Annotated in this window: 23 protein-coding genes and 2 tRNA genes; 23 read left to right on the top strand and 2 right to left on the bottom strand. The window is 39.8% G+C overall.

Annotated features, from left to right (window positions below; all coding sequences use genetic code 11):
- Nucleotides 1–87: 87 nt before the first annotated feature.
- The 14 genes from FBF73_RS02365 (at nucleotide 88) to FBF73_RS02300 (ending at nucleotide 12,347) form a co-directional block, all read left to right on the top strand.
- Nucleotides 88–1,110 carry a branched-chain amino acid aminotransferase gene (locus tag FBF73_RS02365; protein WP_136936869.1) on the top strand — a complete coding sequence of 341 codons (1,023 nt, stop codon included), beginning with the start codon at nucleotides 88–90 and terminating at the stop codon, nucleotides 1,108–1,110.
- Nucleotides 1,111–1,220: 110 nt separating this feature from the next.
- Nucleotides 1,221–1,451 (top strand): DUF2969 domain-containing protein, encoded by a 231-nt coding sequence (locus FBF73_RS02360; RefSeq protein ID WP_125415964.1) that lies wholly within the window; start codon nucleotides 1,221–1,223, stop codon nucleotides 1,449–1,451.
- 49 nt (nucleotides 1,452–1,500) lie between these two features.
- Nucleotides 1,501–1,581: transfer RNA gene (locus tag FBF73_RS02355), tRNA-Tyr, on the top strand.
- 9 nt (nucleotides 1,582–1,590) lie between these two features.
- Nucleotides 1,591–1,662 (top strand) — tRNA-Gln (locus FBF73_RS02350).
- A 161-nt stretch (nucleotides 1,663–1,823) separates the two neighbouring features.
- Complete coding sequence (gene rpsA / locus FBF73_RS02345) at nucleotides 1,824–3,026, top strand: 30S ribosomal protein S1 (RefSeq protein WP_136936868.1); 1,203 nt, start codon at nucleotides 1,824–1,826, stop codon at nucleotides 3,024–3,026.
- A gap of 85 nt (nucleotides 3,027–3,111) precedes the next feature.
- The gene (locus tag FBF73_RS02340; protein WP_136936867.1) at nucleotides 3,112–3,609 is read left to right on the top strand and encodes a GAF domain-containing protein; all 498 of its coding nucleotides are present in this window, start codon (nucleotides 3,112–3,114) and stop codon (nucleotides 3,607–3,609) included.
- On the top strand, nucleotides 3,609–5,264 hold the full coding sequence (gene dnaX, locus FBF73_RS02335; RefSeq protein ID WP_136936866.1) for a DNA polymerase III subunit gamma/tau: 1,656 nt from the start codon (nucleotides 3,609–3,611) through the stop codon (nucleotides 5,262–5,264). Before FBF73_RS02340 ends, dnaX begins: the two co-directional genes overlap by 1 nt.
- Before the next feature lie 27 nt (nucleotides 5,265–5,291).
- Nucleotides 5,292–5,486: a DUF3272 domain-containing protein gene (locus FBF73_RS02330; protein WP_001081602.1), complete on the top strand. Its 195-nt coding sequence runs from the start codon at nucleotides 5,292–5,294 to the stop codon at nucleotides 5,484–5,486.
- 150 nt (nucleotides 5,487–5,636) lie between these two features.
- Nucleotides 5,637–6,407: a Fe-S cluster assembly ATPase SufC gene (gene sufC / locus FBF73_RS02325; RefSeq protein WP_000114489.1), complete on the top strand. Its 771-nt coding sequence runs from the start codon at nucleotides 5,637–5,639 to the stop codon at nucleotides 6,405–6,407.
- Between the two features lie 27 nt (nucleotides 6,408–6,434).
- Complete coding sequence (gene sufD / locus FBF73_RS02320) at nucleotides 6,435–7,697, top strand: Fe-S cluster assembly protein SufD (protein WP_136936865.1); 1,263 nt, start codon at nucleotides 6,435–6,437, stop codon at nucleotides 7,695–7,697.
- 10 nt (nucleotides 7,698–7,707) lie between these two features.
- Nucleotides 7,708–8,934 (top strand): cysteine desulfurase, encoded by a 1,227-nt coding sequence (locus FBF73_RS02315; protein WP_136936864.1) that lies wholly within the window; start codon nucleotides 7,708–7,710, stop codon nucleotides 8,932–8,934.
- Nucleotides 8,921–9,361: a Fe-S cluster assembly sulfur transfer protein SufU gene (gene sufU, locus FBF73_RS02310; RefSeq protein ID WP_125411163.1), complete on the top strand. Its 441-nt coding sequence runs from the start codon at nucleotides 8,921–8,923 to the stop codon at nucleotides 9,359–9,361. Before FBF73_RS02315 ends, sufU begins: the two co-directional genes overlap by 14 nt.
- Before the next feature lie 57 nt (nucleotides 9,362–9,418).
- Nucleotides 9,419–10,831 carry a Fe-S cluster assembly protein SufB gene (gene sufB / locus FBF73_RS02305; RefSeq protein WP_000797053.1) on the top strand — a complete coding sequence of 471 codons (1,413 nt, stop codon included), beginning with the start codon at nucleotides 9,419–9,421 and terminating at the stop codon, nucleotides 10,829–10,831.
- 124 nt (nucleotides 10,832–10,955) lie between these two features.
- Nucleotides 10,956–12,347, top strand: a complete 1,392-nt coding sequence (locus FBF73_RS02300; RefSeq protein ID WP_136936863.1) for an APC family permease — start codon at nucleotides 10,956–10,958, stop codon at nucleotides 12,345–12,347.
- A 30-nt stretch (nucleotides 12,348–12,377) separates the two neighbouring features.
- Here FBF73_RS02300 and FBF73_RS02295 read toward each other — a convergent pair whose 3' ends face one another.
- Nucleotides 12,378–13,226: a YitT family protein gene (locus tag FBF73_RS02295; RefSeq protein ID WP_124787345.1), complete on the bottom strand. Its 849-nt coding sequence runs from the start codon at nucleotides 13,224–13,226 to the stop codon at nucleotides 12,378–12,380.
- Between the two features lie 143 nt (nucleotides 13,227–13,369).
- Here FBF73_RS02295 and FBF73_RS02290 point away from each other — a divergent pair, with 143 nt between their 5' ends.
- Nucleotides 13,370–14,206 (top strand): DegV family protein, encoded by an 837-nt coding sequence (locus FBF73_RS02290; RefSeq protein WP_136936862.1) that lies wholly within the window; start codon nucleotides 13,370–13,372, stop codon nucleotides 14,204–14,206.
- Nucleotides 14,207–14,313: 107 nt separating this feature from the next.
- Nucleotides 14,314–14,589, top strand: coding sequence for an HU family DNA-binding protein (locus tag FBF73_RS02285; protein ID WP_124787347.1), 276 nt, complete (start codon nucleotides 14,314–14,316; stop codon nucleotides 14,587–14,589).
- Nucleotides 14,590–14,873: 284 nt separating this feature from the next.
- On the opposite strand, the gene FBF73_RS02275 is transcribed toward FBF73_RS02285, so the two are convergent.
- On the bottom strand, nucleotides 14,874–15,860 hold the full coding sequence (locus FBF73_RS02275) for an L-lactate dehydrogenase (protein WP_124787348.1): 987 nt from the start codon (nucleotides 15,858–15,860) through the stop codon (nucleotides 14,874–14,876).
- Nucleotides 15,861–16,050: 190 nt separating this feature from the next.
- Here FBF73_RS02275 and gyrA point away from each other — a divergent pair, with 190 nt between their 5' ends.
- From gyrA to truB, 7 genes are all read left to right on the top strand, one after another.
- A complete protein-coding gene (gene gyrA, locus FBF73_RS02270; RefSeq protein WP_136936861.1) occupies nucleotides 16,051–18,519 on the top strand; it encodes a DNA gyrase subunit A in 2,469 nt (822 codons plus the stop codon).
- Nucleotides 18,519–19,262, top strand: coding sequence for a class A sortase (locus FBF73_RS02265; protein ID WP_124787350.1), 744 nt, complete (start codon nucleotides 18,519–18,521; stop codon nucleotides 19,260–19,262). The genes gyrA and FBF73_RS02265 overlap by 1 nt, the downstream gene beginning before the upstream one ends.
- Before the next feature lie 165 nt (nucleotides 19,263–19,427).
- Nucleotides 19,428–20,225 (top strand): formate/nitrite transporter family protein, encoded by a 798-nt coding sequence (locus tag FBF73_RS02260; protein WP_136936860.1) that lies wholly within the window; start codon nucleotides 19,428–19,430, stop codon nucleotides 20,223–20,225.
- Nucleotides 20,226–20,516: 291 nt separating this feature from the next.
- Nucleotides 20,517–21,314: a formate/nitrite transporter family protein gene (locus FBF73_RS02255; protein ID WP_000254777.1), complete on the top strand. Its 798-nt coding sequence runs from the start codon at nucleotides 20,517–20,519 to the stop codon at nucleotides 21,312–21,314.
- Between the two features lie 148 nt (nucleotides 21,315–21,462).
- The gene (locus FBF73_RS02250; protein WP_136936859.1) at nucleotides 21,463–22,743 is read left to right on the top strand and encodes an O-acetylhomoserine aminocarboxypropyltransferase/cysteine synthase family protein; all 1,281 of its coding nucleotides are present in this window, start codon (nucleotides 21,463–21,465) and stop codon (nucleotides 22,741–22,743) included.
- 95 nt (nucleotides 22,744–22,838) lie between these two features.
- On the top strand, nucleotides 22,839–24,113 hold the full coding sequence (locus FBF73_RS02245) for a DUF2130 domain-containing protein (RefSeq protein WP_136936858.1): 1,275 nt from the start codon (nucleotides 22,839–22,841) through the stop codon (nucleotides 24,111–24,113).
- Between the two features lie 10 nt (nucleotides 24,114–24,123).
- Entirely contained in the window at nucleotides 24,124–25,002 is an 879-nt protein-coding gene (truB, locus tag FBF73_RS02240; RefSeq protein WP_136936857.1) for a tRNA pseudouridine(55) synthase TruB, read from the top strand.
- Nucleotides 25,003–25,053: the final 51 nt, after the last annotated feature.

Raw genomic sequence — 25,053 nt, 5'->3', positions numbered from 1 at the left:
ATTTTCTGAAAATTACAAAATATGCTTGCTATTTTAGAAAAATAGTGTAGAATAAAAGAAATAGGTTTTTAGAATAAGGAGTGGAATATGACAGTAACGATTGATTGGGAAAACCTTGGTTTTTCCTATATGAAATTACCTTATCGCTATATTGCTCGTTTTAAAAATGGACAATGGGATCAAGGAGAGCTTACAGAGGATGCAACCTTGCATATTTCAGAGTCTTCTCCAAGTCTTCACTATGGACAACAAGCCTTTGAAGGTTTAAAAGCTTATCGTACTAAGGATGGCAGTATTCAGCTGTTCCGTCCTGATGAAAATGCCAAACGTCTGCAACGGACATGTGACCGTCTCTTGATGCCACAAGTTCCGACAGAAATGTTTGTAGAAGCTTGTAAGGCAGTTGTTCGTGCGAATGAAGAATATGTACCTCCATACGGAACAGGTGGAACCTTATATCTTCGCCCTCTTTTGATTGGTGTCGGAGATATTATTGGGGTAAAACCGGCAGAAGAGTACATTTTCACCATCTTTGCTATGCCAGTTGGAAATTACTTTAAGGGTGGATTGGTTCCAACCAACTTCTTGATTCAGGATGAATACGATCGTGCGGCTCCAAATGGTACAGGTGCGGCTAAGGTTGGTGGAAACTATGCTGCCAGTCTCTTGCCAGGGAAATTGGCCAAGTCACGTCATTTCTCAGATGTTATCTATCTAGACCCATCAACTCATACAAAGATTGAAGAAGTCGGCTCAGCTAACTTCTTTGGAATTACAGCTGATAATGAATTTGTAACACCATTGAGTCCTTCTATCTTGCCATCTATTACCAAGTATTCCTTGCTTTACTTGGCAGAACATCGCTTGGGCTTAACTCCTATTCAGGGGGACGTCCCGATTGACAACCTTGACCGTTTTGTAGAGGCAGGTGCCTGTGGTACAGCAGCAGTTATTTCTCCAATTGGTGGAATTCAGCACGGTGATGATTTCCATGTATTCTATAGTGAAATAGAAGTAGGACCTGTGACTCGTAAATTATATGATGAATTGACTGGTATTCAGTTCGGCGATATTGAAGCGCCAGAAGGTTGGATTGTAAAAGTTGACTAAATTTATCAAACACAAAAAACTCCAAATTAGTTGCACTCACTGATATGGAGTTTTTTCTTGCTAGTTTTAGGATTTTCTTGTAAAATAGAAAAAGTGAAGAGAGGTATGAAATGAGTAAGAAAGATAAGAAAATCGAAATTCAAGTGGCAGATGCCAAAGTTAGTGTAGGAAAAGATAGCTTTGAAGGTTATGTATTGACCATTGGCAAGAAAGTAATTGGAGAAATTGCCGAATTAGATGGACAATTTGCCATCATAAAGAATGGGAATGTCGATAGTTTTTATAAAAAATTGGAAAAAGCTGTGGAAATTTTGATTGAAAACTATAATTTAGCAAAATAAGTCTTGTTTTATTGAAAATTTCATGATATAATAGTTTTTGTTAAATATCGGAGAGATAGCGAAGAGGCTAAACGCGGCGGACTGTAAATCCGCTCCTTCGGGTTCGGGGGTTCGAATCCCTCTCTCTCCATTTTACTAATGGGGTATAGCCAAGCGGTAAGGCAAGGGACTTTGACTCCCTCATGCGTTGGTTCGAATCCAGCTACCCCAGTTCTTAGGTAATAATCAAGATAAAAAGCAAAATATCTTAGGGTATTTTATTTTTATAATTGAAAGACGTGAACGATATGAACATGTCCTTGCGGGTGCTTAGGAAAAAAATTATAAGTATGTCAAGTTAAAGAAAAACTTGATTGTTGGAGGATTTTTTAGATGAACGAATTTGAAGATTTGCTAAATAGCGTTAGCCAAGTTGAGACTGGTGATGTTGTTAGTGCTGAAGTATTGACAGTTGATGCGACTCAAGCTAACGTTGCAATCTCTGGAACTGGTGTTGAAGGTGTCTTGACTCTTCGCGAATTGACAAACGATCGCGATGCAGATATCAATGACTTTGTTAAAGTAGGAGAAGTATTGGATGTTCTTGTACTTCGTCAAGTAGTTGGTAAAGATACTGATACAGTTACATACCTTGTATCTAAAAAACGCCTTGAAGCTCGCAAAGCATGGGACAAACTTGTTGGTCGCGAAGAAGAAGTCGTTACTGTTAAAGGAACTCGTGCCGTTAAAGGTGGACTTTCAGTAGAATTTGAAGGTGTTCGTGGATTTATCCCAGCTTCAATGTTGGATACTCGTTTCGTACGTAACACTGAGCGTTTTGTAGGTCAAGAATTTGATGCTAAAGTCAAAGAAGTTGACGCTAAAGAAAACCGCTTCATCCTTTCACGTCGTGAAGTTGTTGAAGCAGCTACTGCAGCAGCTCGCGCTGAAGTATTCGGTAAATTGGCTGTTGGTGATGTTGTAACTGGTAAAGTTGCTCGTATCACAAGCTTTGGTGCTTTCATCGACCTTGGTGGTGTTGACGGATTGGTTCACTTGACTGAATTGTCACACGAGCGTAACGTATCACCAAAATCAGTTGTAACTGTTGGTGAAGAAATTGAAGTGAAAATCCTTGATCTTAATGAAGAAGAAGGACGTGTATCACTTTCACTTAAAGCAACAACACCTGGACCATGGGATGGCGTTGAGCAAAAATTGGCTAAAGGTGATGTAGTTGAAGGAACAGTTAAACGTTTGACTGATTTCGGTGCATTTGTTGAAGTATTGCCAGGTATCGATGGACTTGTTCACGTATCACAAATTTCACACAAACGTATTGAAAATCCAAAAGAAGCTCTTAAAGTTGGTCAAGAAGTTCAAGTTAAAGTTCTTGAAGTTAACGCAGATGCAGAGCGCGTATCACTTTCTATCAAAGCTCTGGAAGAGCGTCCAGCTCAAGAAGAAGGACAAAAAGAAGAAAAACGTGCTGCTCGTCCACGTCGTCCAAAACGTCAAGAAAAACGTGATTTCGAACTTCCAGAAACACAAACAGGATTCTCAATGGCTGACTTGTTCGGTGATATCGAACTTTAATCAAATTGAAAATTCATAAAATCCTTTGTTTACTAAACAAGGGATTTTTCTTTTGTCTGTAAACCTTTTTTGATATAATAGTTCTATGTTAGAATCAGAAAAACAATCATGTTATCAAATGTTAAATGAAGAACTATCTTTTTTATTGGAAGGTGAAACTAATGTTTTGGCTAATCTTTCCAACTCCAGTGCTCTTCTAAAATCACGCTTTCCTAATACCGTATTTGCAGGCTTTTATCTGTTCGATGGAAAGGAATTGGTTTTAGGTCCTTTCCAAGGCGGTGTTTCCTGCATCCGTATTGCGCTAGGCAAGGGTGTTTGTGGTGAGGCAGCTCATTTTCAGGAAACCGTTGTTGTTGGAGATGTAATGACTTATCCCAACTATATTTCTTGTGATAGTCGAGCTAAAAGTGAAATTGTTATTCCGATGGTTAAGAATGGTCAATTACTTGGAGTTCTAGATCTTGATTCTTCAGAGATTGATGATTATGATGCTATGGATCGAGATTATTTGGAACAATTTGTCGCTATTTTGCTTGAAAAGACAGAATGGGACTTTACAATGTTTGGGGAGAAAGCCTAATGTATCAAGCACTTTATCGAAAATATAGAAGTCAAAACTTCTCCCAGTTGGTTGGACAGGAAGTTGTGGCTAAGACTCTTAAACAAGCAGTGGAGCAAGAGAAAATAAGTCATGCCTATCTTTTTTCTGGACCACGTGGAACGGGAAAAACCAGTGTAGCCAAGATTTTTGCCAAAGCTATGAACTGTCCAAATCAAGTGGGTGGTGAACCTTGTAATAACTGCTATATTTGTCAAGCAGTGACAGATGGTAGTTTAGAAGATGTCATTGAAATGGATGCGGCCTCTAATAATGGGGTGGATGAAATTCGCGAAATTCGTGATAAATCTACCTACGCTCCTAGTCTTGCCCGTTATAAGGTTTACATCATAGATGAGGTTCACATGCTGTCTACAGGAGCTTTTAATGCCCTCCTAAAGACGCTGGAAGAGCCAACACAGAATGTGGTCTTTATTTTGGCAACTACTGAATTGCACAAGATTCCTGCCACTATTCTATCCCGTGTGCAACGTTTTGAATTTAAATCAATTAAGACACAGGATATTAAGGAACATATCCACTATATTTTAGAAAAAGAAAATATCAGTTCTGAACCAGAGGCTGTGGAAATCATTGCCAGACGGGCTGAAGGTGGGATGCGGGACGCCTTGTCTATTTTGGATCAAGCCCTAAGTTTGACACAGGGAAATGAGCTGACGACTGCTATCTCTGAAGAAATTACTGGCACCATTAGTCTATCAGCCTTGGATGATTATGTGTCTGCCTTGTCTCAACAGGATGTTCCAAAGTCCCTAGCGTGCTTAAATCTTCTCTTTGACAATGGTAAGAGCATGACTCGTTTTGTGACCGACCTTTTGCACTATTTAAGAGACTTGTTAATTGTCCAAACAGGGGGAGAAAATACTCATCATAGTCCAGTCTTTGTAGAAAATTTGGCACTTCCTCAAGAAAATCTGTTTGAAATGATTCGCTTGGCGACAGTCAGTTTAGCAGATATTAAGTCTAGTTTGCAGCCTAAGATTTATGCTGAGATGATGACCATCCGTTTGGCAGAGATTAAGCCTGAACCAGCTCTTTCAGGAGCGGTTGAACATGAAATTGCTACTCTGAGACAAGAAGTGATACGTCTCAAACAAGAACTCGCCAATGTGGGAACTGTAGCCAAGCCAACTAGTCCAGCACCTAGTCGCCCAGCGGCAGGCAAAACAGTCTATCGTGTTGATCGCAATAAGGTTCAATCGATCCTACAAGAGGCTGTCGAAAATCCTGATTTAGCACGTCAAAATCTGATTCGCTTGCAGAATGCCTGGGGAGAGGTGATTGAAAGTCTTGGAGGTCCTGATAAGGCTCTGCTAGTTGGTTCTCAACCGGTTGCAGCCAATGAACACCATGCTATTCTTGCTTTTGAATCTAACTTCAATGCTGGTCAAACCATGAAACGGGACAATCTCAACACTATGTTTGGTAACATCCTCAGTCAGGCAGCAGGTTTTTCACCCGAAATTTTAGCCATTTCCATGGAGGAATGGAAAGAAGTCCGCGCAGCCTTTTCAGCCAAAGCCAAATCTTCTCAAACTGAAAAAGAAGCAGAAGAAAGTCTGATTCCAGAAGGATTTGAATTTTTGGCTGATAAAATGAAGGTAGAGGAAGACTAAAGAAAGATTTCATGATACAATAAGTTTATGAATAGACAACAATTTATTATCATCGCGCTGTTTACAGCTGCTGAGACCTATTTTTTCAATGAAGCTTGGATGACTGGTCGCTATATTATGGCAGCCTTTTGGGCCATTTTGCTCTTTAGAAATTTCCGAGTTAGTTACTTGATGGGCAAGATTGTAGATGTCATTGACCAGCATTTAAAAGGAAAAGACTAGTCCTCAGCTTCTAGACAAAATCAAAGCCTTTTAGGCTTTTTTTTGTTATACTATAAAAGTATATTTATTGACCTTTTACCGTATTTTCTAGGGAAATCAAGTATGTTTCCAGTAAGAACTGTAAAGGCTTTGAAAAAGAAAGGAACTATCATGTCAGTATTAGAGATCAAAGATCTTCACGTTGAGATTGAAGGAAAAGAAATTTTAAAAGGGGTTAACCTGACCCTGAAAACAGGAGAAATTGCCGCTATCATGGGACCAAATGGTACTGGTAAATCAACTCTTTCTGCCGCTATCATGGGAAATCCAAACTATGAAGTGACCAAAGGTGAAGTCTTGTTTGACGGCGTAAACATCCTTGAATTGGAAGTTGACGAGCGTGCGCGTATGGGACTTTTCCTTGCTATGCAATACCCATCAGAAATTCCTGGTATTACTAACGCTGAGTTTCTTCGTGCAGCTATGAATGCTGGTAAAGAAGATGATGAGAAGATTTCAGTTCGTGAGTTTATCACTAAATTGGACGAGAAGATGGAATTGCTCAACATGAAAGAAGAAATGGCTGAGCGTTACCTCAACGAAGGTTTCTCTGGTGGTGAGAAAAAACGTAATGAGATTCTTCAACTTTTGATGTTGGAGCCAACATTTGCACTTTTGGATGAGATTGACTCTGGTCTTGATATTGATGCTCTTAAAGTTGTTTCTAAAGGTGTTAATGCTATGCGTGGTGAAGGCTTTGGTGCTATGATTATCACTCACTACCAACGTCTTTTGAACTACATCACACCTGATGTGGTACACGTCATGATGGAAGGTCGTGTTGTCCTTTCAGGTGGTCCAGAATTGGCTGCGCGTTTGGAACGTGAAGGATACGCAAAACTAGCTGAAGAACTTGGCTACGACTACAAGGAAGAATTGTAATTCCCTCGTATCTTTTAGGAGAAGTAAATGACTAAAGAAAATATTAAACTTTTTTCAGAAATGCACGCTGAACCAAGCTGGTTGGCTGACCTCCGTCAAAAAGCTTTTGATAAGATTGAGAGTTTAGAATTACCAGTTATTGAGCGTGTCAAATTCCACCGTTGGAATCTGGGTGATGGAACGATTACAGAAAGTGAGCCATCAGCAAATGTTCCAGATTTCACAGCTATAGATAATCACTTGAAGTTGGTGCAAGTAGGAACTCAGACTGTTTTTGAGCAAACTCCAGTTGAGTTAGCTGAACAGGGTGTCGTCTTTACAGACTTCCACTCAGCTTTAGAAGAAATTCCAGAGCTTATTGAGGAATTCTTCATGTCATCTGTTAAGTATGACGATGACAAGTTGGCAGCCTACCATACAGCTTATTTCAACAGTGGTGCTGTTCTCTACATTCCTGATAATGTTGAGATTAAAGAACCAATCGAAGGAATTTTCTATCAAGATAGTGATAGTGATGTGCCGTTTAACAAACATATTCTTATCATCGCTGGTAAAAATTCTAAGATTAGTTATCTGGAGCGTTTAGAGTCACGCGGTGAAGGAAGTGCCAAAGCAACTGCTAATATTACAGTAGAAGTGATTGCACGTTCTGGTGCGCAAGTGAAGTTTGCGGCGATTGACCGTCTTGGTGAGAATGTCACTGCCTACATTAGCCGTCGTGGTAAATTAGGCAACGATGCAAGTATTGACTGGGCTATCGGTGTCATGAACGAAGGGAATGTCGTTGCTGACTTTGATAGTGACTTGATTGGTAACGGTAGCCATGCGGATCTGAAAGTCGTAGCTCTTTCAAGTGGCCGTCAGGTACAAGGGATTGACACCCGAGTAACTAACTATGGTTGCAACTCAATCGGAAATATCCTACAACATGGTGTTATTCTTGAGAAAGCAACTTTGACCTTCAATGGTATTGGCCACATCATCAAGGGTGCCAAGGGAGCTGATGCGCAACAAGAGAGCCGTGTTCTTATGCTTTCAGACCAGGCTCGTTCAGATGCTAACCCAATTCTTTTGATTGATGAAAATGACGTAACTGCAGGACACGCAGCTTCTATCGGTCAGGTAGATCCAGAAGACATGTACTACCTCATGAGCCGTGGTTTAGATAAGGCAACTGCAGAACGTTTGGTTGTCCGTGGTTTCCTTGGCTCCGTTATCGTTGAGATTCCAGTCAAGGAAGTTCGTGATGAAATGATTGCGACTATCGAAGAAAAATTGTCAAAACGCTAAGGGGTAGCCTATGTTAGATGTAGAAGTGATTCGCAAGGATTTTCCAATTTTAGACCAGATTGTTAATGATGAACCATTGGTTTATTTGGACAATGCTGCGACGACACAAAAACCACTAGCAGTTCTGGAAACGATTAACCGCTACTATGAGAAGGACAATGCCAATGTTCATCGTGGCGTTCATACCTTGGCAGAAAGGGCGACAGTTTCTTATGAGGCAGCTCGTGAAACCATTCGTAAGTTTATCAATGCAGGATCTACAAAGGAAGTTCTCTTTACCAGAGGAACGACAACCAGTCTGAACTGGGTAGCGCGCTTTGCTGAGGAAATTCTGACAGCAGGAGATCAGGTTTTGATTTCTGTCATGGAACACCATTCCAACATCATTCCTTGGCAGGAAGCCTGCCGTAAGGCTGGGGCAGAGCTTGTCTATGTCTATCTTAAGGACGGTGCCTTGGATATGGACGATTTGCGAGCTAAATTGTCTGACAAGGTCAAGTTTGTTTCGTTAGCTCACGCCTCCAATGTTCTTGGTGTGGTCAATCCAATAAAAGAAATCACTCAATTGGTCCACCAAGTTGGAGCTATCATGGTGGTGGATGGTGCTCAATCTACGCCTCATATGAAGATCGATGTTCAGGACTTGGATGTGGACTTCTTTGCCTTTTCAGGTCACAAGATGGCGGGTCCAACTGGTATCGGTGTTCTTTACGGTAAAGAAAAGTATCTGGAACAAATGTCACCAGTAGAATTTGGCGGCGAAATGATTGATTTCGTCTATGAGCAATCTGCTAGCTGGAAGGAATTGCCTTGGAAATTCGAGGCTGGAACTCCTAACATGGCTGGTGCAATCGGACTTGCTGCGGCAGTGGATTATCTGGAAAAGATTGGTATGGATGCAATTGAAGCCCATGAACAAGAATTGATCGCATACGTCTATCCAAAACTGCAGGCGATTGAAGGATTGACTATTTACGGTTCTCAGGACTTGGCTCAACGTTCAGGTGTCATTGCCTTTAACCTAGGTGACCTTCATCCTCACGACCTTGCGACTGCTTTGGATTATGAAGGAGTGGCTGTTCGAGCAGGTCACCATTGCGCTCAACCCTTGCTCCAGTATTTGGATGTTCCAGCGACAGCTCGTGCAAGTTTTTATATCTACAATACCAAGGCAGATTGCGACAAGCTAGTCGATGCCTTACAAAAGACAAAGGAGTTTTTCAATGGCACTTTCTAAACTAGATAGCCTTTATATGGCAGTGGTAGCGGACCATTCGAAAAATCCACATCACCAAGGGAAGTTAGAAGACGCTGAGCAAATCAGCCTCAACAATCCGACCTGTGGAGATGTTATCAATCTCTCTGTCAAGTTTGATGCAGAGAATCGATTAGAAGATATCGCTTTTCTAAACTCAGGTTGTACCATCTCAACTGCCTCTGCTAGCATGATGACAGATGCAGTTTTAGGAAAAACCAAACAAGAAATTTTAGAGCTTGCGACTATTTTTTCTGAAATGGTTCAAGGCCAAAAAGATGACAGACAAGATAGTCTTGGAGACGCAGCCTTCTTATCAGGTGTTGCCAAATTTCCTCAACGTATCAAGTGTGCAACCCTAGCTTGGAACGCCCTCAAGAAAACAATTGAAAATCAAGAAAACAAGTAAGGCAAGTTTCTTTTGTCTTATGAATCAGTAGAAATGAAGAATGAAAGAAAGGATATTATGGCTGAAGAAAGAGTAGAACCAAAACCAATTGATCTTGGTGAATATAAATTTGGTTTCCATGATGATGTAGAGCCTGTCCTATCGACAGGAAAAGGATTGAATGAAGATGTCATTCGTGAACTATCAGCTGCTAAGGGAGAACCTGAGTGGATGCTAGAATTCCGTTTGAAGTCTTATGAAACCTTCAAAAAAATGCCCATGCAAACTTGGGGAGCAGATTTGTCAGAGATTGATTTTGATGACCTGATTTATTATCAAAAACCATCTGATAAACCAGCCCGTTCATGGGACGAAGTTCCTGAAAAGATTAAAGAAACCTTTGAACGTATTGGGATTCCTGAAGCTGAGCGTGCTTATCTAGCTGGTGCCTCTGCCCAGTACGAGTCAGAAGTGGTTTACCACAACATGAAGGAAGAGTTCCAGAAATTGGGGATTATCTTTACAGATACAGATTCTGCCCTCAAGGAATACCCAGACTTGTTTAAACAATACTTTGCTAAGTTGGTACCGCCAACAGATAACAAATTGGCTGCCCTCAACTCGGCAGTCTGGTCAGGTGGAACCTTTATCTATGTACCAAAAGGTGTGAAAGTGGATATTCCACTTCAAACTTACTTCCGTATCAATAACGAAAATACTGGTCAGTTTGAACGTACCTTGATTATCGTTGATGAAGGAGCAAGTGTCCATTATGTAGAAGGATGTACAGCGCCAACTTATTCAAGTAACAGCTTGCATGCGGCCATTGTAGAAATCTTTGCCTTGGATGGAGCTTATATGCGTTATACGACTATCCAAAACTGGTCTGATAACGTCTATAACTTGGTAACGAAACGTGCTAAAGCCTTGAAAGATGCGACGGTTGAGTGGATTGATGGAAACTTGGGTGCCAAAACAACTATGAAATACCCATCTGTTTACCTTGATGGAGAAGGGGCGCGTGGTACCATGCTTTCTATTGCCTTTGCCAATGCAGGGCAACACCAGGATACTGGAGCTAAGATGATCCACAACGCTCCACATACAAGCTCGTCTATTGTGTCTAAATCCATCGCTAAAGGTGGAGGAAAGGTTGACTATCGTGGACAAGTAACCTTTAATAAAAACTCTAAGAAATCTGTCTCTCACATCGAATGTGATACCATTATCATGGATGACTTATCAGCATCAGATACTATTCCGTTTAATGAAATCCACAACTCACAAGTCGCTTTGGAACACGAAGCTAAGGTATCTAAGATTTCAGAAGAGCAACTCTATTACCTCATGAGCCGTGGATTGTCAGAATCTGAAGCAACTGAGATGATTGTTATGGGATTTGTAGAACCATTTACAAAAGAGCTTCCAATGGAATATGCTGTTGAGCTGAACCGTTTGATTAGCTATGAAATGGAAGGATCAGTTGGGTAAGAATATGTAAAATCTGAGCAGAATTTATTTCTGTTCAGATTTTTTTGAAAAATCATCTTATAAATATTCACAAAATTCCTTTTATATGATAAAATAAAACAATCATATTTAATGGAGATGAAGTATGAATATTTTTAGAACTAAAGATGTTAGTTTGGGACGTACTGAAATGCACCGGCATTTAAAAGTATGGGATTTAATTTTATTAGGAATCGGTGCCATGGTAGGAACTGGGATTTTTACCATTACAGGAACCGCAGCAGCAACGCTTGCTGGTCCGTCACTGGTTGTATCCATAGTGATTTCTGCCCTTTGTGTTTCTTTATCCGCCCTCTTTTTCGCAGAGTTTGCCTCTCGTGTTCCTGCAACTGGTGGTGCTTATAGTTATTTGTATGCAATTTTGGGTGAATTACCAGCTTGGATTGCTGGTTGGTTGACCATCATGGAATTCATGACAGCAGTTTCTGGTGTGGCCTCTGGCTGGGCAGCTTATTTTAAAGGCTTGCTCAGTAACTATAGTATTTCAATGCCTCAAGCCTTGAATGGGACCTTTAACCCTGAGCAGGGTACCTATATAGACCTTTTACCTATTTTGGTATTGACACTGGTAACCGGTTTAGTTTTATTAAATTCCAAGGCAGCCTTGCGTTTTAATTCGCTTCTAGTCGTCTTGAAATTCTCTGCTCTCGCTTTGTTTATTCTAGTTGGTATCTGGTATATTAAACCAGAAAATTGGTCCAACTTTGCTCCCTTTGGTTTTGGTCAAATTTATGGTGGAAGTACTGGAATAATGGCAGGAGCATCTTTGATGTTCTTTGGTTTCCTAGGATTTGAATCTATTTCTATGGCTGTTGATGAAATTCAAAACCCACAAAAAAATGTTCCACGAGGTATTGTTTTGTCATTGACAATCGTAACGATTCTCTATGCTTTGGTTACATTAGTATTGACAGGGATTGTTCACTACAGCAAACTCAATGTGGACGATGCTGTCGCATTTTCATTGCGAAGTATAGGAATTGGTTGGGCAGCTAATTATGTGTCATTAGTGGCCATTTTGACCCTAATAACAGTGTGTATTTCTATGACTTATGCCTTATCGCGTATGATTTACAGTTTAGCACGTGATGGTCTTTTACCTCGAAGTTTTAAGCAATTAAGCAAAACAAGTCGTGTCCCTAAAAATGCGACCATCTTAACTGGAGTTGCTTCTGCAATTGCAGCAGGAGTGTTTCCACTGGCTAGTATTGCAGCCTTTTTAAATATTTGTACGCTTGCTTATCTTATCTTACTGGCTTATGGAATTATAAAGCTTAGAAAGGATAAGGGAATGCCTAAAGAAGGGGAATTCAAAACTCCCCTAGTTCCCTTGTTACCGATTTTATCTATTCTAATCTGTGTTTCCTTTATGCTTCAATATAGTATAGAAACATGGATTGCGTTTGGCATTGCTCTTGTAGTTGGACTTGTGATTTACTTTACTTATGGCTATCGTCATTCTACACTTTCTGAATAGAGAAAAAGCTGGAACTTCCCAGCTTTTTCTTTATTCTTTTATATAGGTAAATCCTTCTCCAAGGATTTCGTGAGCTTCAGTAATAGTTATAAAGGCTTGAGGATCAACTTGATGAATCATATCTTTCATTTTTACAATTTCATTACGACCAACAATACAATAGATGATTTTTAAATCTTTTTTACTATAGTAGCCTTGACCAGAAAGAAAGGTTACCCCACGTCCGAGTTCATCATTAATCTTTTTAGCTAATTTATCAGGATACTGAGTAATAATTATAAAGCCTTTTCCAGCGTAGCCACCTTCTCCAATAAAATCAATGACACGTGTGATGATAAAATCGAACAAAAGTGTATAGGTAACTAGACGAAGATCTTGGAAGAGTATTAAAATTAACATTAGGATAAAGAAGTCAATCCCAAAAAGCAATTTTCCGATTGATATATTCGTATATTTGTTTAGAATACGAGCAACAATATCAGATCCACCGGTTGTTCCACCAGCATTGAAAATAACTCCTAATCCGATTCCAAGCAGAACACCGGAAACCAAGGAAACGATTATCAAATCACCTTGTAAATCAAACTGTAAGGGAATACGTTCAAATACCGCTAACCAAACAGATAGAGAAAAAGTACCTAGAAGGCTAGAATAGAGTGTTTTAGGACCAAATATTTTCCAAGCCAAAATGAATAAGGGAATATTAATTAAAAGATTCATCAAGGAGACAGGAATCTTGAAGAGATAGTATGTAATTAGGGTGACACCAGTTGCTCCTCCCTCGAAGAGATGATGGGGAACAACAAAATAGGTAAGACCAAAAGCATAAATAGCTGCACCCAGTATGATGGTGATAATAGGCTGTATTTTTCGAATCATGATTTTCCCTCACTTTTCTATAGATTGATTATACCAAAATTTCAAACTTTTTCATTGGATCCCTTATGATTTTTTAATAATTTTTTGATATAATAAGAGTGAAAAATCTAATTCCTATCTAGTATAATAGAAAGATTGATTATATGACAAAAGTAAAAATTGTAACAGATTCTTCTGTTACTATCGAACCAGAAGTTGTTAAAGAACTTAATATTACAGTTGTTCCCCTATCGGTTATGATTGATAGCGTACTTTATTCGGACTCAGATTTGAAAGAGGGTGAGTTCCTTCATCTTATGCAACAAAGTAAGAATCTTCCTAAAACGAGTCAACCTCCAGTAGGAGTATTTGCTGAGGTTTTTGAAGAGTTAGGAAAAGATGGTAGTCAAATTCTTGCAATACATATGTCTCATGCCTTGTCTGGAACCGTTGAGGCTGCTCGTCAAGGTGCAAGTTTATCTGCTGCGGATGTGACAGTTATTGATAGCTCATTTACCGATCAGGCTATGAAGTTTCAGGTTGTTGAAGCCGCAAAACTTGCTAAAGAAGGAAAAGATTTAGAAACAATTGTAGCTGCTGTTGAAGAAATCAAACAAGATACAGAACTTTACATTGGGGTTTCAACTTTAGAAAACTTAGTGAAAGGTGGACGTATCGGACGTGTGACAGGTTTGTTAAGTTCCCTTTTGAACATTCGTGTTGTGATGCAGATGAAAGATCATGAATTGCAACCTATTGTTAAAGGTCGCGGTGCTAAAACGTTTAAAAAATGGTTAGACGAGTTGGTAGAAACTCTTTCTCATAAAGCGGTTGCTGAAATTGGGATTTCCTATGCAGGAAATAATGAGTGGGCTAATGAAATGAAGAGTTTATTGCAAAAATATGTTGAAAAACCGATATCAGTTTTAGAAACAGGTTCTATTATTCAAACTCATACAGGAGAAAATGCATGGGCTATTTTAATACGATATGTTTCCTAAAAAAATAGTGAAAATTCATTCAAAATAGTGTTTTTGACTTGACCTACGGGCGTTTTTAGGATATGATTATATTTGTTAATTAGAAATTATTTGGAGGATTTTTTAACATGGCAAACAAACAAGATTTGATCGCTAAAGTAGCAGAAGCTACAGATTTAACTAAGAAAGATTCAGCAGCAGCAGTTGAAGCTGTATTCGCAGCAGTAACTGAGTACCTTGCAGCTGGTGAAAAAGTTCAATTGATCGGTTTTGGTAACTTTGAAGTTCGTGAGCGTGCTGCACGTAAAGGTCGCAACCCACAAACTGGTAAAGAAATCAAAATTGCAGCTTCTAAAGTTCCAGCATTCAAAGCTGGTAAAGCTCTTAAAGACGCTGTTAAATAATGACACTTTAAAAAGCCTATTGTATCAAGCTTTCTAGCTTGGTCGATAGGCTTTTTTGTTTGCTTTGGGGCATTTTTGAGGTAAAGACTAATACTTTTCCATGACATCTGCAACGGTTGTTTTCATTTGTTTAGTAATATGAGTATAAATTTGTGGCGTTGTTTTAGCATATGAGTATCCAACACAACCCAAACGGTGTGAGGTAAGGAATCTTTTGGAAAATAGTGTTTCAGTCTTTAGGGGAAAAGAAAAAAGGTTCTCATTAAATGAGAACCTAGTTACAATTAGTTTTTAGAAGCAGTTTGGAATTCTGGGTTTTTCCATGCTTCGTCAATAATAGCTTGTAATTCTTTAGCAGATGCTTGCATTTTTTGAGTTTCTGCGTCGTTCAATGGGATATTTACTGGACGAACGATACCGTGTGCACCAACGATAGCTGGTTGACCGATAAAGACATTTTCAACTCCGTATTGACCTTCTTGGAATACAGAAAGTGGAAGTACTGCATTTTCGTCGTCAAGGATTGCTTTTGTAATACGAGCTAGGGCAACGGCGATACCGTAGTAAGTAGCACCTTTTTTGTTGATGATTGAGTAAGCTGCGTCACGAACTGAGATGAAGAGCTCTACAAGGTCAGCTTCATCTAAGTCACGGTTAGCTTGTAGCCATTGTTCCAATTTAACACCGGCAACGTTAGCGTGAGACCAAACAGCAAATTCAGAGTCACCGTGTTCACCCATGATGTAGGCATGGACTGAACGAGCGTCAACACCGATTTTTTCAGCAAGTGCTTGACGGAAACGAGCTGAGTCAAGTGAAGTACCTGAACCGATAACGCGTTCTTTAGGGAATCCAGAGAATTTCCAAGTTGAATAAGTCAAGACATCTACTGGGTTAGCTGCAACAAGGAAGATACCATCAAAACCTGAAGCAACAACTTGCTCAACGATTGATTTGTTGATAGCAAGGTTTTTACCTACAAGGTCAAGACGAGTTTCACCTGGTTTTTGAGGAGCACCAGCTGTGATAACAACAAGGTCAGCATCAGCACAGTCTTCGTATTTAGCAGCGTAGATTTTTTTAGGTGAAGTGAATGCAAGGGCGTGGCTAAGGTCTTCGGCATCACCAACTGCTTTTTCAAACAATTGTGGAATTTCAATGATACCAAGTTCTTGTGCAATTCCTTGTGTAACGAGGGCGAAAGCGTAAGAAGAACCTACGGCACCGTCACCGACGAGGATAACTTTTTTGTGTTGTTTAGTTGCTGTCATTTGTCTAAACATCTCCTTTGTTTTATTAAGGGAAATTCCCCATTTGATTTCATTCTATCACTTTTAAATAGCTTTGTCACGGATATACCTTGCAGTTCTTTATGTAAACGTTTTATCGATTTAGATATCTGAAATATAGCGAACATTATGGTATAATATACCTAATTATAGTGAAATGAGGCATTTATTAATGCAGGATAGAAATTTAGTGAATGTCAATCTGACAAAGGAGATGAAGACAAGCTTTATCGACTACGCCATGAGTGTTATCGTTGCGCGGGCTCTTCCTGATGTTCGAGATGGCTTGAAACCCGTTCACCGTCGGATTCTCTATGGAATGAATGAATTGGGTGTTACTCCAGACAAACCACATAAAAAATCTGCTCGTATTACTGGGGATGTCATGGGTAAATATCACCCACACGGGGATTCCTCTATCTATGAAGCCATGGTTCGTATGGCTCAATGGTGGAGCTACCGTTACATGCTTGTAGATGGCCATGGGAACTTTGGTTCCATGGATGGCGATGGTGCTGCCGCCCAGCGTTACACTGAGGCACGTATGAGCAAGATTGCTCTGGAGATGCTTCGTGATATCAATAAAAATACGGTTGATTTCGTTGATAACTATGATGCCAATGAACGTGAACCTTTAGTCCTTCCAGCTCGTTTTCCAAATCTTTTAGTTAATGGAGCTACTGGTATCGCTGTCGGTATGGCAACCAATATTCCACCTCATAACTTGGGTGAAACCATTGATGCAGTGAAGTTGGTCATGGACAATCCTGAAGTGACCACTAAGGATTTGATGGAAGTCTTGCCTGGGCCAGATTTTCCAACTGGTGCCCTCGTCATGGGGAAATCAGGTATCCATAAGGCTTACGAAACAGGTAAAGGTTCGATTGTTCTTCGTTCTCGTACTGAAATCGAAGAAACTAAGACTGGCCGTGAGCGCATCGTTGTAACAGAATTCCCATATATGGTCAACAAAACAAAGGTGCATGAGCATATTGTTCGTTTGGTTCAGGAAAAACGCATTGAGGGGATTACAGCAGTCCGTGATGAGTCAAACCGTGAAGGTGTTCGATTTGTTATTGAAGTCAAGCGTGATGCCTCAGCCAATGTTATCCTCAACAACCTCTTCAAGATGACCCAGATGCAAACCAACTTTGGTTTTAATATGTTGGCTATTCAAAATGGGGTACCGAAGATTTTGTCCCTTCGTCAGATTTTGGATGCTTATATCGAACACCAAAAAGAAGTGGTTGTTCGTCGTACTCGTTTTGATAAGGAAAAAGCAGAAGCGCGTGCTCATATCTTAGAAGGTCTCTTAATCGCACTAGACCATATCGACGAAGTGATTCGTATCATCCGTGCTAGTGAAACGGATGCGGAAGCACAAGCTGAGTTGATGAGCAAGTTTAAGCTTTCTGAACGTCAAAGTCAAGCCATCCTTGATATGCGCCTTCGTCGTTTGACAGGTTTGGAACGCGATAAGATTCAGTCTGAGTATGATGACCTCTTGGCTCTGATTGCGGATTTAGCAGATATTCTAGCTAAGCCGGAACGTGTTTCTCAAATTATTAAAGATGAATTAGACGAAGTTAAGCGTAAGTTTGGCGACCAACGTCGTACTGAATTGATGGTCGGTGAAGTCTTAAGCCTCGAAGATGAGGATTTGATTGAAGAATCGGATGTCTTAATTACGCTTTCTAACAAGGGTTACATTAAACGTTTGGACCAAGGAGAATTCACTGCTCAAAAACGTGGGGGGCGTGGTGTTCAAGGAACAGGTGTTAAGGATGATGATTTTGTTCGTGAGTTAGTGTCAACTAGCACCCATGATCACCTGCTCTTCTTCACAAATAAAGGTCGTGTCTATCGCCTGAAAGGATATGAAATTCCTGAGTATGGCCGTACGGCCAAGGGATTGCCAATTGTCAATCTTTTGAAATTGGATGAAGGTGAAAGTATTCAGACCATCATCAATGTTGAATCTGAACGCAGTGATGATGCTTATCTTTTCTTCACAACCCGTCATGGTATTGTGAAGAGAACCAGCGTCAAGGAATTTGCTAATATTCGTCAAAATGGACTTAAAGCACTGAACCTCAAAGATGAAGATGAGTTGATTAATGTCTTGTTGACGGAAGAAGATACGGATATTATCATTGGTACCAAGCTTGGTTATGCAGTTCGCTTTAATCAATCAGCTGTTCGAGGCATGAGTCGTATCGCTACGGGTGTGAAAGGTGTCAATCTTCGTGAAGGAGATACAGTAGTTGGTGCTAGTGTTATTACAGACCAGGACGAGGTTCTTATCATCACAGAAAAAGGATATGGTAAGCGCACAGTTGCGACTGAATATCCAACAAAAGGTCGTGGTGGTAAAGGGATGAAGACGGCTAATGTAGCTGAGAAAAATGGTCCTCTATCAGGTCTTTTGACTGTTAAAGGTGATGAAGATTTGATGATTATCACTGATACAGGTGTCATGATTCGAACCAACGTTGCCAATATTTCACAAACAGGGCGCTCAACTATGGGAGTTAAAGTGATGCGCTTGGATCAGGATGCTAAAATTGTGACCTTTACAACGGTAGCAGCGTCAGAAAAAGAAGAAGTTGGGACAGAAAACGAAATAGAAGGTGAAGCATAATGTCTCATAAAAAGAATAATAAGAAAACAAATCGTAAAAATTTACTAATCAATGTCTTGGCAGGATTCTTAATCCTCTTGTCACTGGCATTAATCTTTAATTCAAAAATTCGTGATATCTTCATGGTTTGGAATACTAACAAGTATCAAGTTAGCCAGGTATCAAAAGAAAAATTGGAAGAAAATCAAGATACAGAAGGTAATTTTGACTTTGACTCAGTAAAAGCCATTTCGTCAGAAGCTGTCTTATCCTCACAATGGGATTCACAAAAATTACCAGTTATTGGTGGAATTGCTATTCCTGAAGTAGAAATTAACTTGCCTATTTTTAAAGGTCTTGATAATGTCAATCTCTTCTATGGAGCTGGTACGATGAAGCGTGACCAAGTGATGGGGAAAGGAAACTATTCACTTGCGAGCCATCACATCTTCACGGCGGAAAATGCCAGTCAGATGCTATTTTCTCCATTATCACGTGCTAAAAATGGAATGAAAATTTATCTAACCGATAAGGATAAGGTTTATACTTATGTCATTCATGAGGTCAAGCATGTGACACCAGATCGCGTCGATGAGATTGATGACCGTAGTGGAGTTGATGAAATCACACTTGTGACTTGTGTGGACTATGATGCGACAGAGCGGATTATCGTTAAAGGTGACTTAAAAGAAGAAAAAGATTATTCACAAACCCCTGAAGAAATTCTAACAGCTTTCAATCAACCATATAAACAACGCTATTAATAGTTAAAGAATCAGTAAACATTTAGTTTTACTGGTTCTTTTTACATTGCTTTGTAATCGTGCTAAGTAATGCTAAATCAATACAAATATTATCATTTTTCAAAAACAATTACCTATTTTAATATTTTATACTATAATACTAAGTATAAAAAATAGGAGATGTTTATGAGTTCTTCAGAGTTTATTTCGAAGATTGATTATTATTGCCACAAGAAAGAAAGTCTTTTCAAGAAAAGTAAATTCAAGTATGCGATTCGTTCTATGTTTGCAGGTGCTTTTTTAACCTTCAGTACAGCTGCTGGTGCTATTGGTGCAGATTTACTTAATAGTATTGTTCCAAGTAGTGGGTATTTCCTTTTCCCATTTGTTTTTGCTTGGGGGCTGGTTTATATTGTCTTCCTAAATGCGGAATTGGTAACTTCCAATATGATGTATTTAACAGCAGGTGCATTTTTGAAAAAGATTGATTGGAAAAAGGCAATGATTATTTTACTCTATTGTACTTTGTTTAATCTCATTGGTGCCTTGGTGGCTGGATGGGCCTTTGCCAACTCGTCAGCCTTTTCCCATTTGACCAATGATAGCTTCCTTCCTAAGCTTGTAGCCAAGAAATTGGCGCGTCCAAGTGATTTAGTCCTGCTTGAGGGAATTCTTGCCAATGTATTTGTAAATATTGCCATTCTTTCATCTATACTAGTCAAAGATGGTTCTGCCAAACTATGGATTATTTTATCAGCTATTTCCATGTTTGTCTTCTTGTCCAATGAGCACATCGCTGCTAATTTTGCTTCCTTTAGTATTATGAAATTCAGCATGGTTGCTGATCAAGTACCTCACTTTGATCTTCCAAATATCCTTCGACATTGGGGTGTAACTTTTATTGCTAACTTTATAGGTGGAGGTCTTTTGATTGGTTTACCGTATGCCTTTCTAAATAAGAATGAAGATACATATGTTGATTAAGAAGAGTTAGTGTATCAGGGAGAATCAGAACGATTCTCTCTTTTTCTTTTACAAAATAGGCTTGCAGAGAAAATCGTTTTTAAATTGTAAAAATAAAATATATTAAATAGAATAAAAGTTATTCCATGCAACCTCAATATTCTGATAACTAAAACTTCTAAAAGCTTATTATTAAAATAATGTAAACGATTACTGATTTTATAAATTTATTAAAAATGCAATTAGGAAAGGCTTTTCATTATATCTGTTTTATGTTATAATTATCACAAATAAAAGTTTTAGGAGTTTATTATGGTTTCTTCAGAATTTATCTCAAAGATTGAATTTGCTTGCAAGAAGAAAGAAAGTCTTTATAGTCAAAGCAAATTTAAGTATGCTATTCGTTCGATGTTTGCAGGTGCATTTTTGACCTTCAGTACTGCTGCTGGTGCAGTTGGGGCTGACTTGATTAATAAAATTGCACCAGGTAGTGGACGCTTCCTCTTCCCATTTGTCTTTGCTTGGGGATTGGCCTACATTGTTTTCTTGAATGCCGAGTTGGTAACATCAAACATGATGTTCTTGACTGCTGGTAGTTTCTTGAAAAAAATCTCTTGGAGAAAAACAGCTGAGATTTTACTTTACTGTACCTTGTTTAACCTTATCGGGGCTTTGATAGCAGGTTGGGGCTTTGCTCATTCGGCAGCCTATGCACATCTGACTCACGATAGTTTCATCTCAGGGGTTGTTGAGATGAAGTTAGGCCGTTCAAATGAATTAGTCTTGCTTGAGGCGATTTTGGCAAATATTTTCGTAAATATTGCGATTCTTTCATTTGTTTTGGTCAAAGATAGTGGTGCCAAACTTTGGCTTGTGTTGTCAGCGATTTACATGTTTGTATTCTTAACAAACGAGCACATTGCTGCGAACTTTGCTTCTTTCGCGATTGTAAAATTCAGTGTTGCTGCTGATTCAATTGCTAACTTCGGTGTTGGGAATATGCTTCGCCACTGGGGCGTAACCTTCGTTGGAAACTTGATTGGTGGAGGTCTTTTGATGGGTCTTCCATATGCCTTCCTCAATAAAAATGAAGATACTTATGTAGATTAAGAAAATGAGCACGATTGAGTCGTGCCTTTTTTCATTTTTAAAATAAGGTAATAGCTATTTCTTATATCAAAATATAGAAAACTGATATTTGTAAACTATACCTTAAGGTGCTACAATATCCTTAATCAAACTATTTGGAGGTCGTTTTATGACTCGTGATTTAAAATTTGAAACCTTGCAACTACATGCTGGTCAAGTTGTGGATCCAGCTACCAAGTCTCGTGCAGTGCCAATTTATCAAACAACATCCTTTGTTTTTGATGACACGCAGGAAGGTGCCGATTTGTTTGCCTTGAGAAAACCAGGGAACATTTATACTCGTATCACCAATCCTACAACGGCTGCTTTTGAAGAAAGAATCGCTGCCCTTGAAGGTGGTGTTGGAGCTCTTGCAACAGCATCAGGTATGGCCGCAGTGACTTATACGATTTTGGCTCTTGCTCATGCAGGTGACCATGTAGTGGCAGCATCAACTATTTACGGTGGAACTTTCAATCTCTTGAAAGAAACCCTTCCTCGTTATGGGATCACAACAACCTTTGTCGATATTGAAAATTTGGAGGAAGTGGAAGCAGCTATCAATGACAATACCAAGCTTGTCTTGATTGAAACCTTGGGGAATCCTTTGATAAACATTCCTGACTTGGAAAAATTGGCTGAGATTGCTCATAAACACCAGATTCCACTAGTTTCGGATAATACCTTTGCTACACCTTATTTGATTAATGTCTTTTCTCACGGTGTAGATATTGCCATTCACTCTGCGACTAAGTTTATCGGTGGGCATGGTACGACTATTGGTGGAGTGATTGTCGATAGTGGTCGTTTTGACTGGGCAGCTTCAGGAAAATTCCCTCAATTTGTTGAGGAAGACCCAAGCTACCACAATTTGAGCTATACTCGCGATGTGGGGGCAGCAGCCTTTATTATCGCTGTCCGTGTTCAATTGCTTCGTGATACAGGTGCAGCCTTGTCGCCATTTAATGCCTTCCTCTTGCTTCAAGGACTGGAAACCCTTTCTCTTCGTGTGGAACGCCATGTGCAAAATGCTGAGAAAATTGTTGATTTTCTTGTAAACCATCCTAAGGTAGAAAAAGTTAACTATCCAAAACTTGCAGATAGTCCATATCATGCCTTGGCTGAGAAATACTTGCCTAAAGGTGTGGGTTCAATCTTTACCTTCCATGTCAAAGGTGGCGAGGCAGAAGCACGCAAGGTCATTGATCATTTAGAAATCTTTTCTGACCTTGCAAATGTGGCAGATGCCAAATCGCTTGTTGTCCATCCAGCAACAACCACTCATGGTCAATTGTCAGAAAAAGACCTTGAAGCAGCAGGTGTCACACCAAACCAAATCCGTTTGTCTATCGGACTTGAAAATGTAGATGATTTGATTGAAGACTTGCGCTTGGCCTTGGAAAAAATTTAAAGAAAAAGAAGATAAACAGTGGGTTTCGACTCGCTGTTTTTGATTTTCCCTTAGGCATGATATAATGGTTACAGAAGTCTAGAAAGAGGAACGATATGAACGAAATCAAATGTCCCAACTGTGGGGAAGTCTTTACAGTAAATGAAAGTCAGTATGCTGAACTTCTGTCTCAAGTGAGAACAGCAGAGTTTGATAAGGAACTACATGATCGGATGAAGCAGGAACTGGCCTTGGCTGAGCAAAAGGCCATGAATGAACAACAGTCTAAACTAGCTCAAAAAGACCAAGAAATTGCGCAATTGCAGAGTCAAATCCAAAACTTTGATACAGAGAAAGAACTGGCCAAGAAAGAAGTTGAACAGACAAGCCATCAGGCCTTATTAGCAAAGGACAAGGAAGTGCAGGCCTTGGAAAACCAATTGGCCACCTTGCGTTTGGAACATGAAAATCAACTACAAAAGACCCTTTCTGACCTAGAAAAAGAAAGAGACGAGGTCAAAAATCAGCTCCTCTTACAAGAAAAGGAAAATGAGTTATCATTGGCTTCTGTCAAGCAAAATTACGAAGCCCAGCTTAAAGCAGCTAGTGAACAGGTCGAGTTCTATAAGAATTTCAAAGCCCAACAATCTACAAAAGCCATCGGGGAAAGTTTGGAACACTATGCAGAGAGTGAGTTTAACAAGGTTCGCAGTTTTGCCTTTCCAAATGCTTACTTTGAGAAGGATAACAAGGTCTCTGCGCGTGGTTCCAAAGGGGACTTTATCTTCCGTGAGTGTGATGAAAATGGGGTCGAAATTATTTCCATCATGTTTGAAATGAAAAACGAAGCGGATGGAACAGAGAAGAAGCACAAGAACGCGGATTTTTACAAGGAATTGGACAAGGATCGTTGTGAAAAGAACTGCGAATATGCTGTTTTGGTGACCATGCTTGAGGCCGATAATGATTACTTTAACACAGGGATTGTTGACGTCAGCCACGAGTATGAAAAGATGTATGTGGTTCGTCCTCAATTCTTTATCCAGTTGATTGGTCTCTTACGCAATGCGGCGCTAAATTCTCTAAAATACAAGCAGGAGTTGGCCTTAGTTCGTGAGCAAAATATCGATATTACACATTTTGAGGAAGACTTGGATGCCTTTAAGTTAGCTTTTGCTAAAAACTATAATTCAGCTTCGACCAACTTTGGTAAAGCTATTGATGAAATCGACAAGGCCATCAAACGCATGGAAGAGGTTAAGAAATTCCTGACAACATCTGAAAACCAACTCCGTCTAGCTAACAACAAATTAGAAGATGTTTCTGTTAAAAAATTGACTCGAAAAAATCCAACCATGAAAGCGAAGTTTGAAGCGCTGAAGGGGGAGTGAGAAAGCAAAAATGAACGGTATTATCAACTTAAAAAAAGAAGCGGGGATGACCTCGCATGATGCGGTTTTTAAACTGCGTAAGATTTTGGGAACTAAGAAGATTGGTCATGGTGGGACCTTGGATCCGGATGTGGTGGGTGTTTTGCCCATTGCGGTTGGCAAGGCGACACGCATGGTCGAGTTTATGCAGGATGAGGGCAAGGTCTATGAGGGTGAAATCACTCTTGGCTATTCAACAACGACCGAGGATGCCAGTGGAGAAGTGGTCGCAGAGACCCCTGTTTTGTCGCCCTTGGATGAAAAGCTTGTTGATGAAGCCATTACTAGCTTGACTGGGCCTATTACTCAGATTCCGCCTATGTATTCGGCTGTTAAGGTTAATGGTCGTAAGCTCTATGAGTATGCGCGTGCAGGTCAGGAAGTGGAGCGTCCAGAACGTCAGGTGACCATTTATCAATTTGAGCGAACAAGTCCGATTTCTTATGAGGGGAATCTAGCACGTTTTACTTTTCGTGTGAAATGTAGCAAGGGAACCTATATTCGTACCTTATCGGTTGACTTGGGAGAAAAACTTGGATATGCTGCCCATATGTCACATTTGACACGGACTAGTGCAGCTGGTTTGCAACTAGAAGATGCTCTTACCTTGGAAGAAATTGCTGAAAAAGTGGAGGCTGGGCAACTGGACTTTCTCTATCCTCTAGAGATTGGAACAGGTGACCTTGTCAAAGTTTTCCTAAGTCCAGAAGAGGCTACAGAAGTGTGCTTTGGTCGTTTTATAGAGCTCGACCAAACAGAACAAGAATTGGCTGCGTTTGAAGATGATAAATTGCTAGCCATTCTAGAAAAAAGGGATAACCTCTACAAGCCAAGGAAGGTTTTTCGTTAGTATAATTGAAGTGTAGAAATTGGAATTGTTTCCCCTAGATTATCCAAACCA

Origin of the sequence: Streptococcus mitis (genome assembly GCF_005144795.1) — a bacterium.
In the GTDB taxonomy this organism is placed as follows: Bacteria; Bacillota; Bacilli; order Lactobacillales; family Streptococcaceae; genus Streptococcus; species Streptococcus mitis_BB.
Note: the sequence above shows the minus strand (reverse complement) of the source record. Positions and strands in the feature narration are given on the sequence as shown.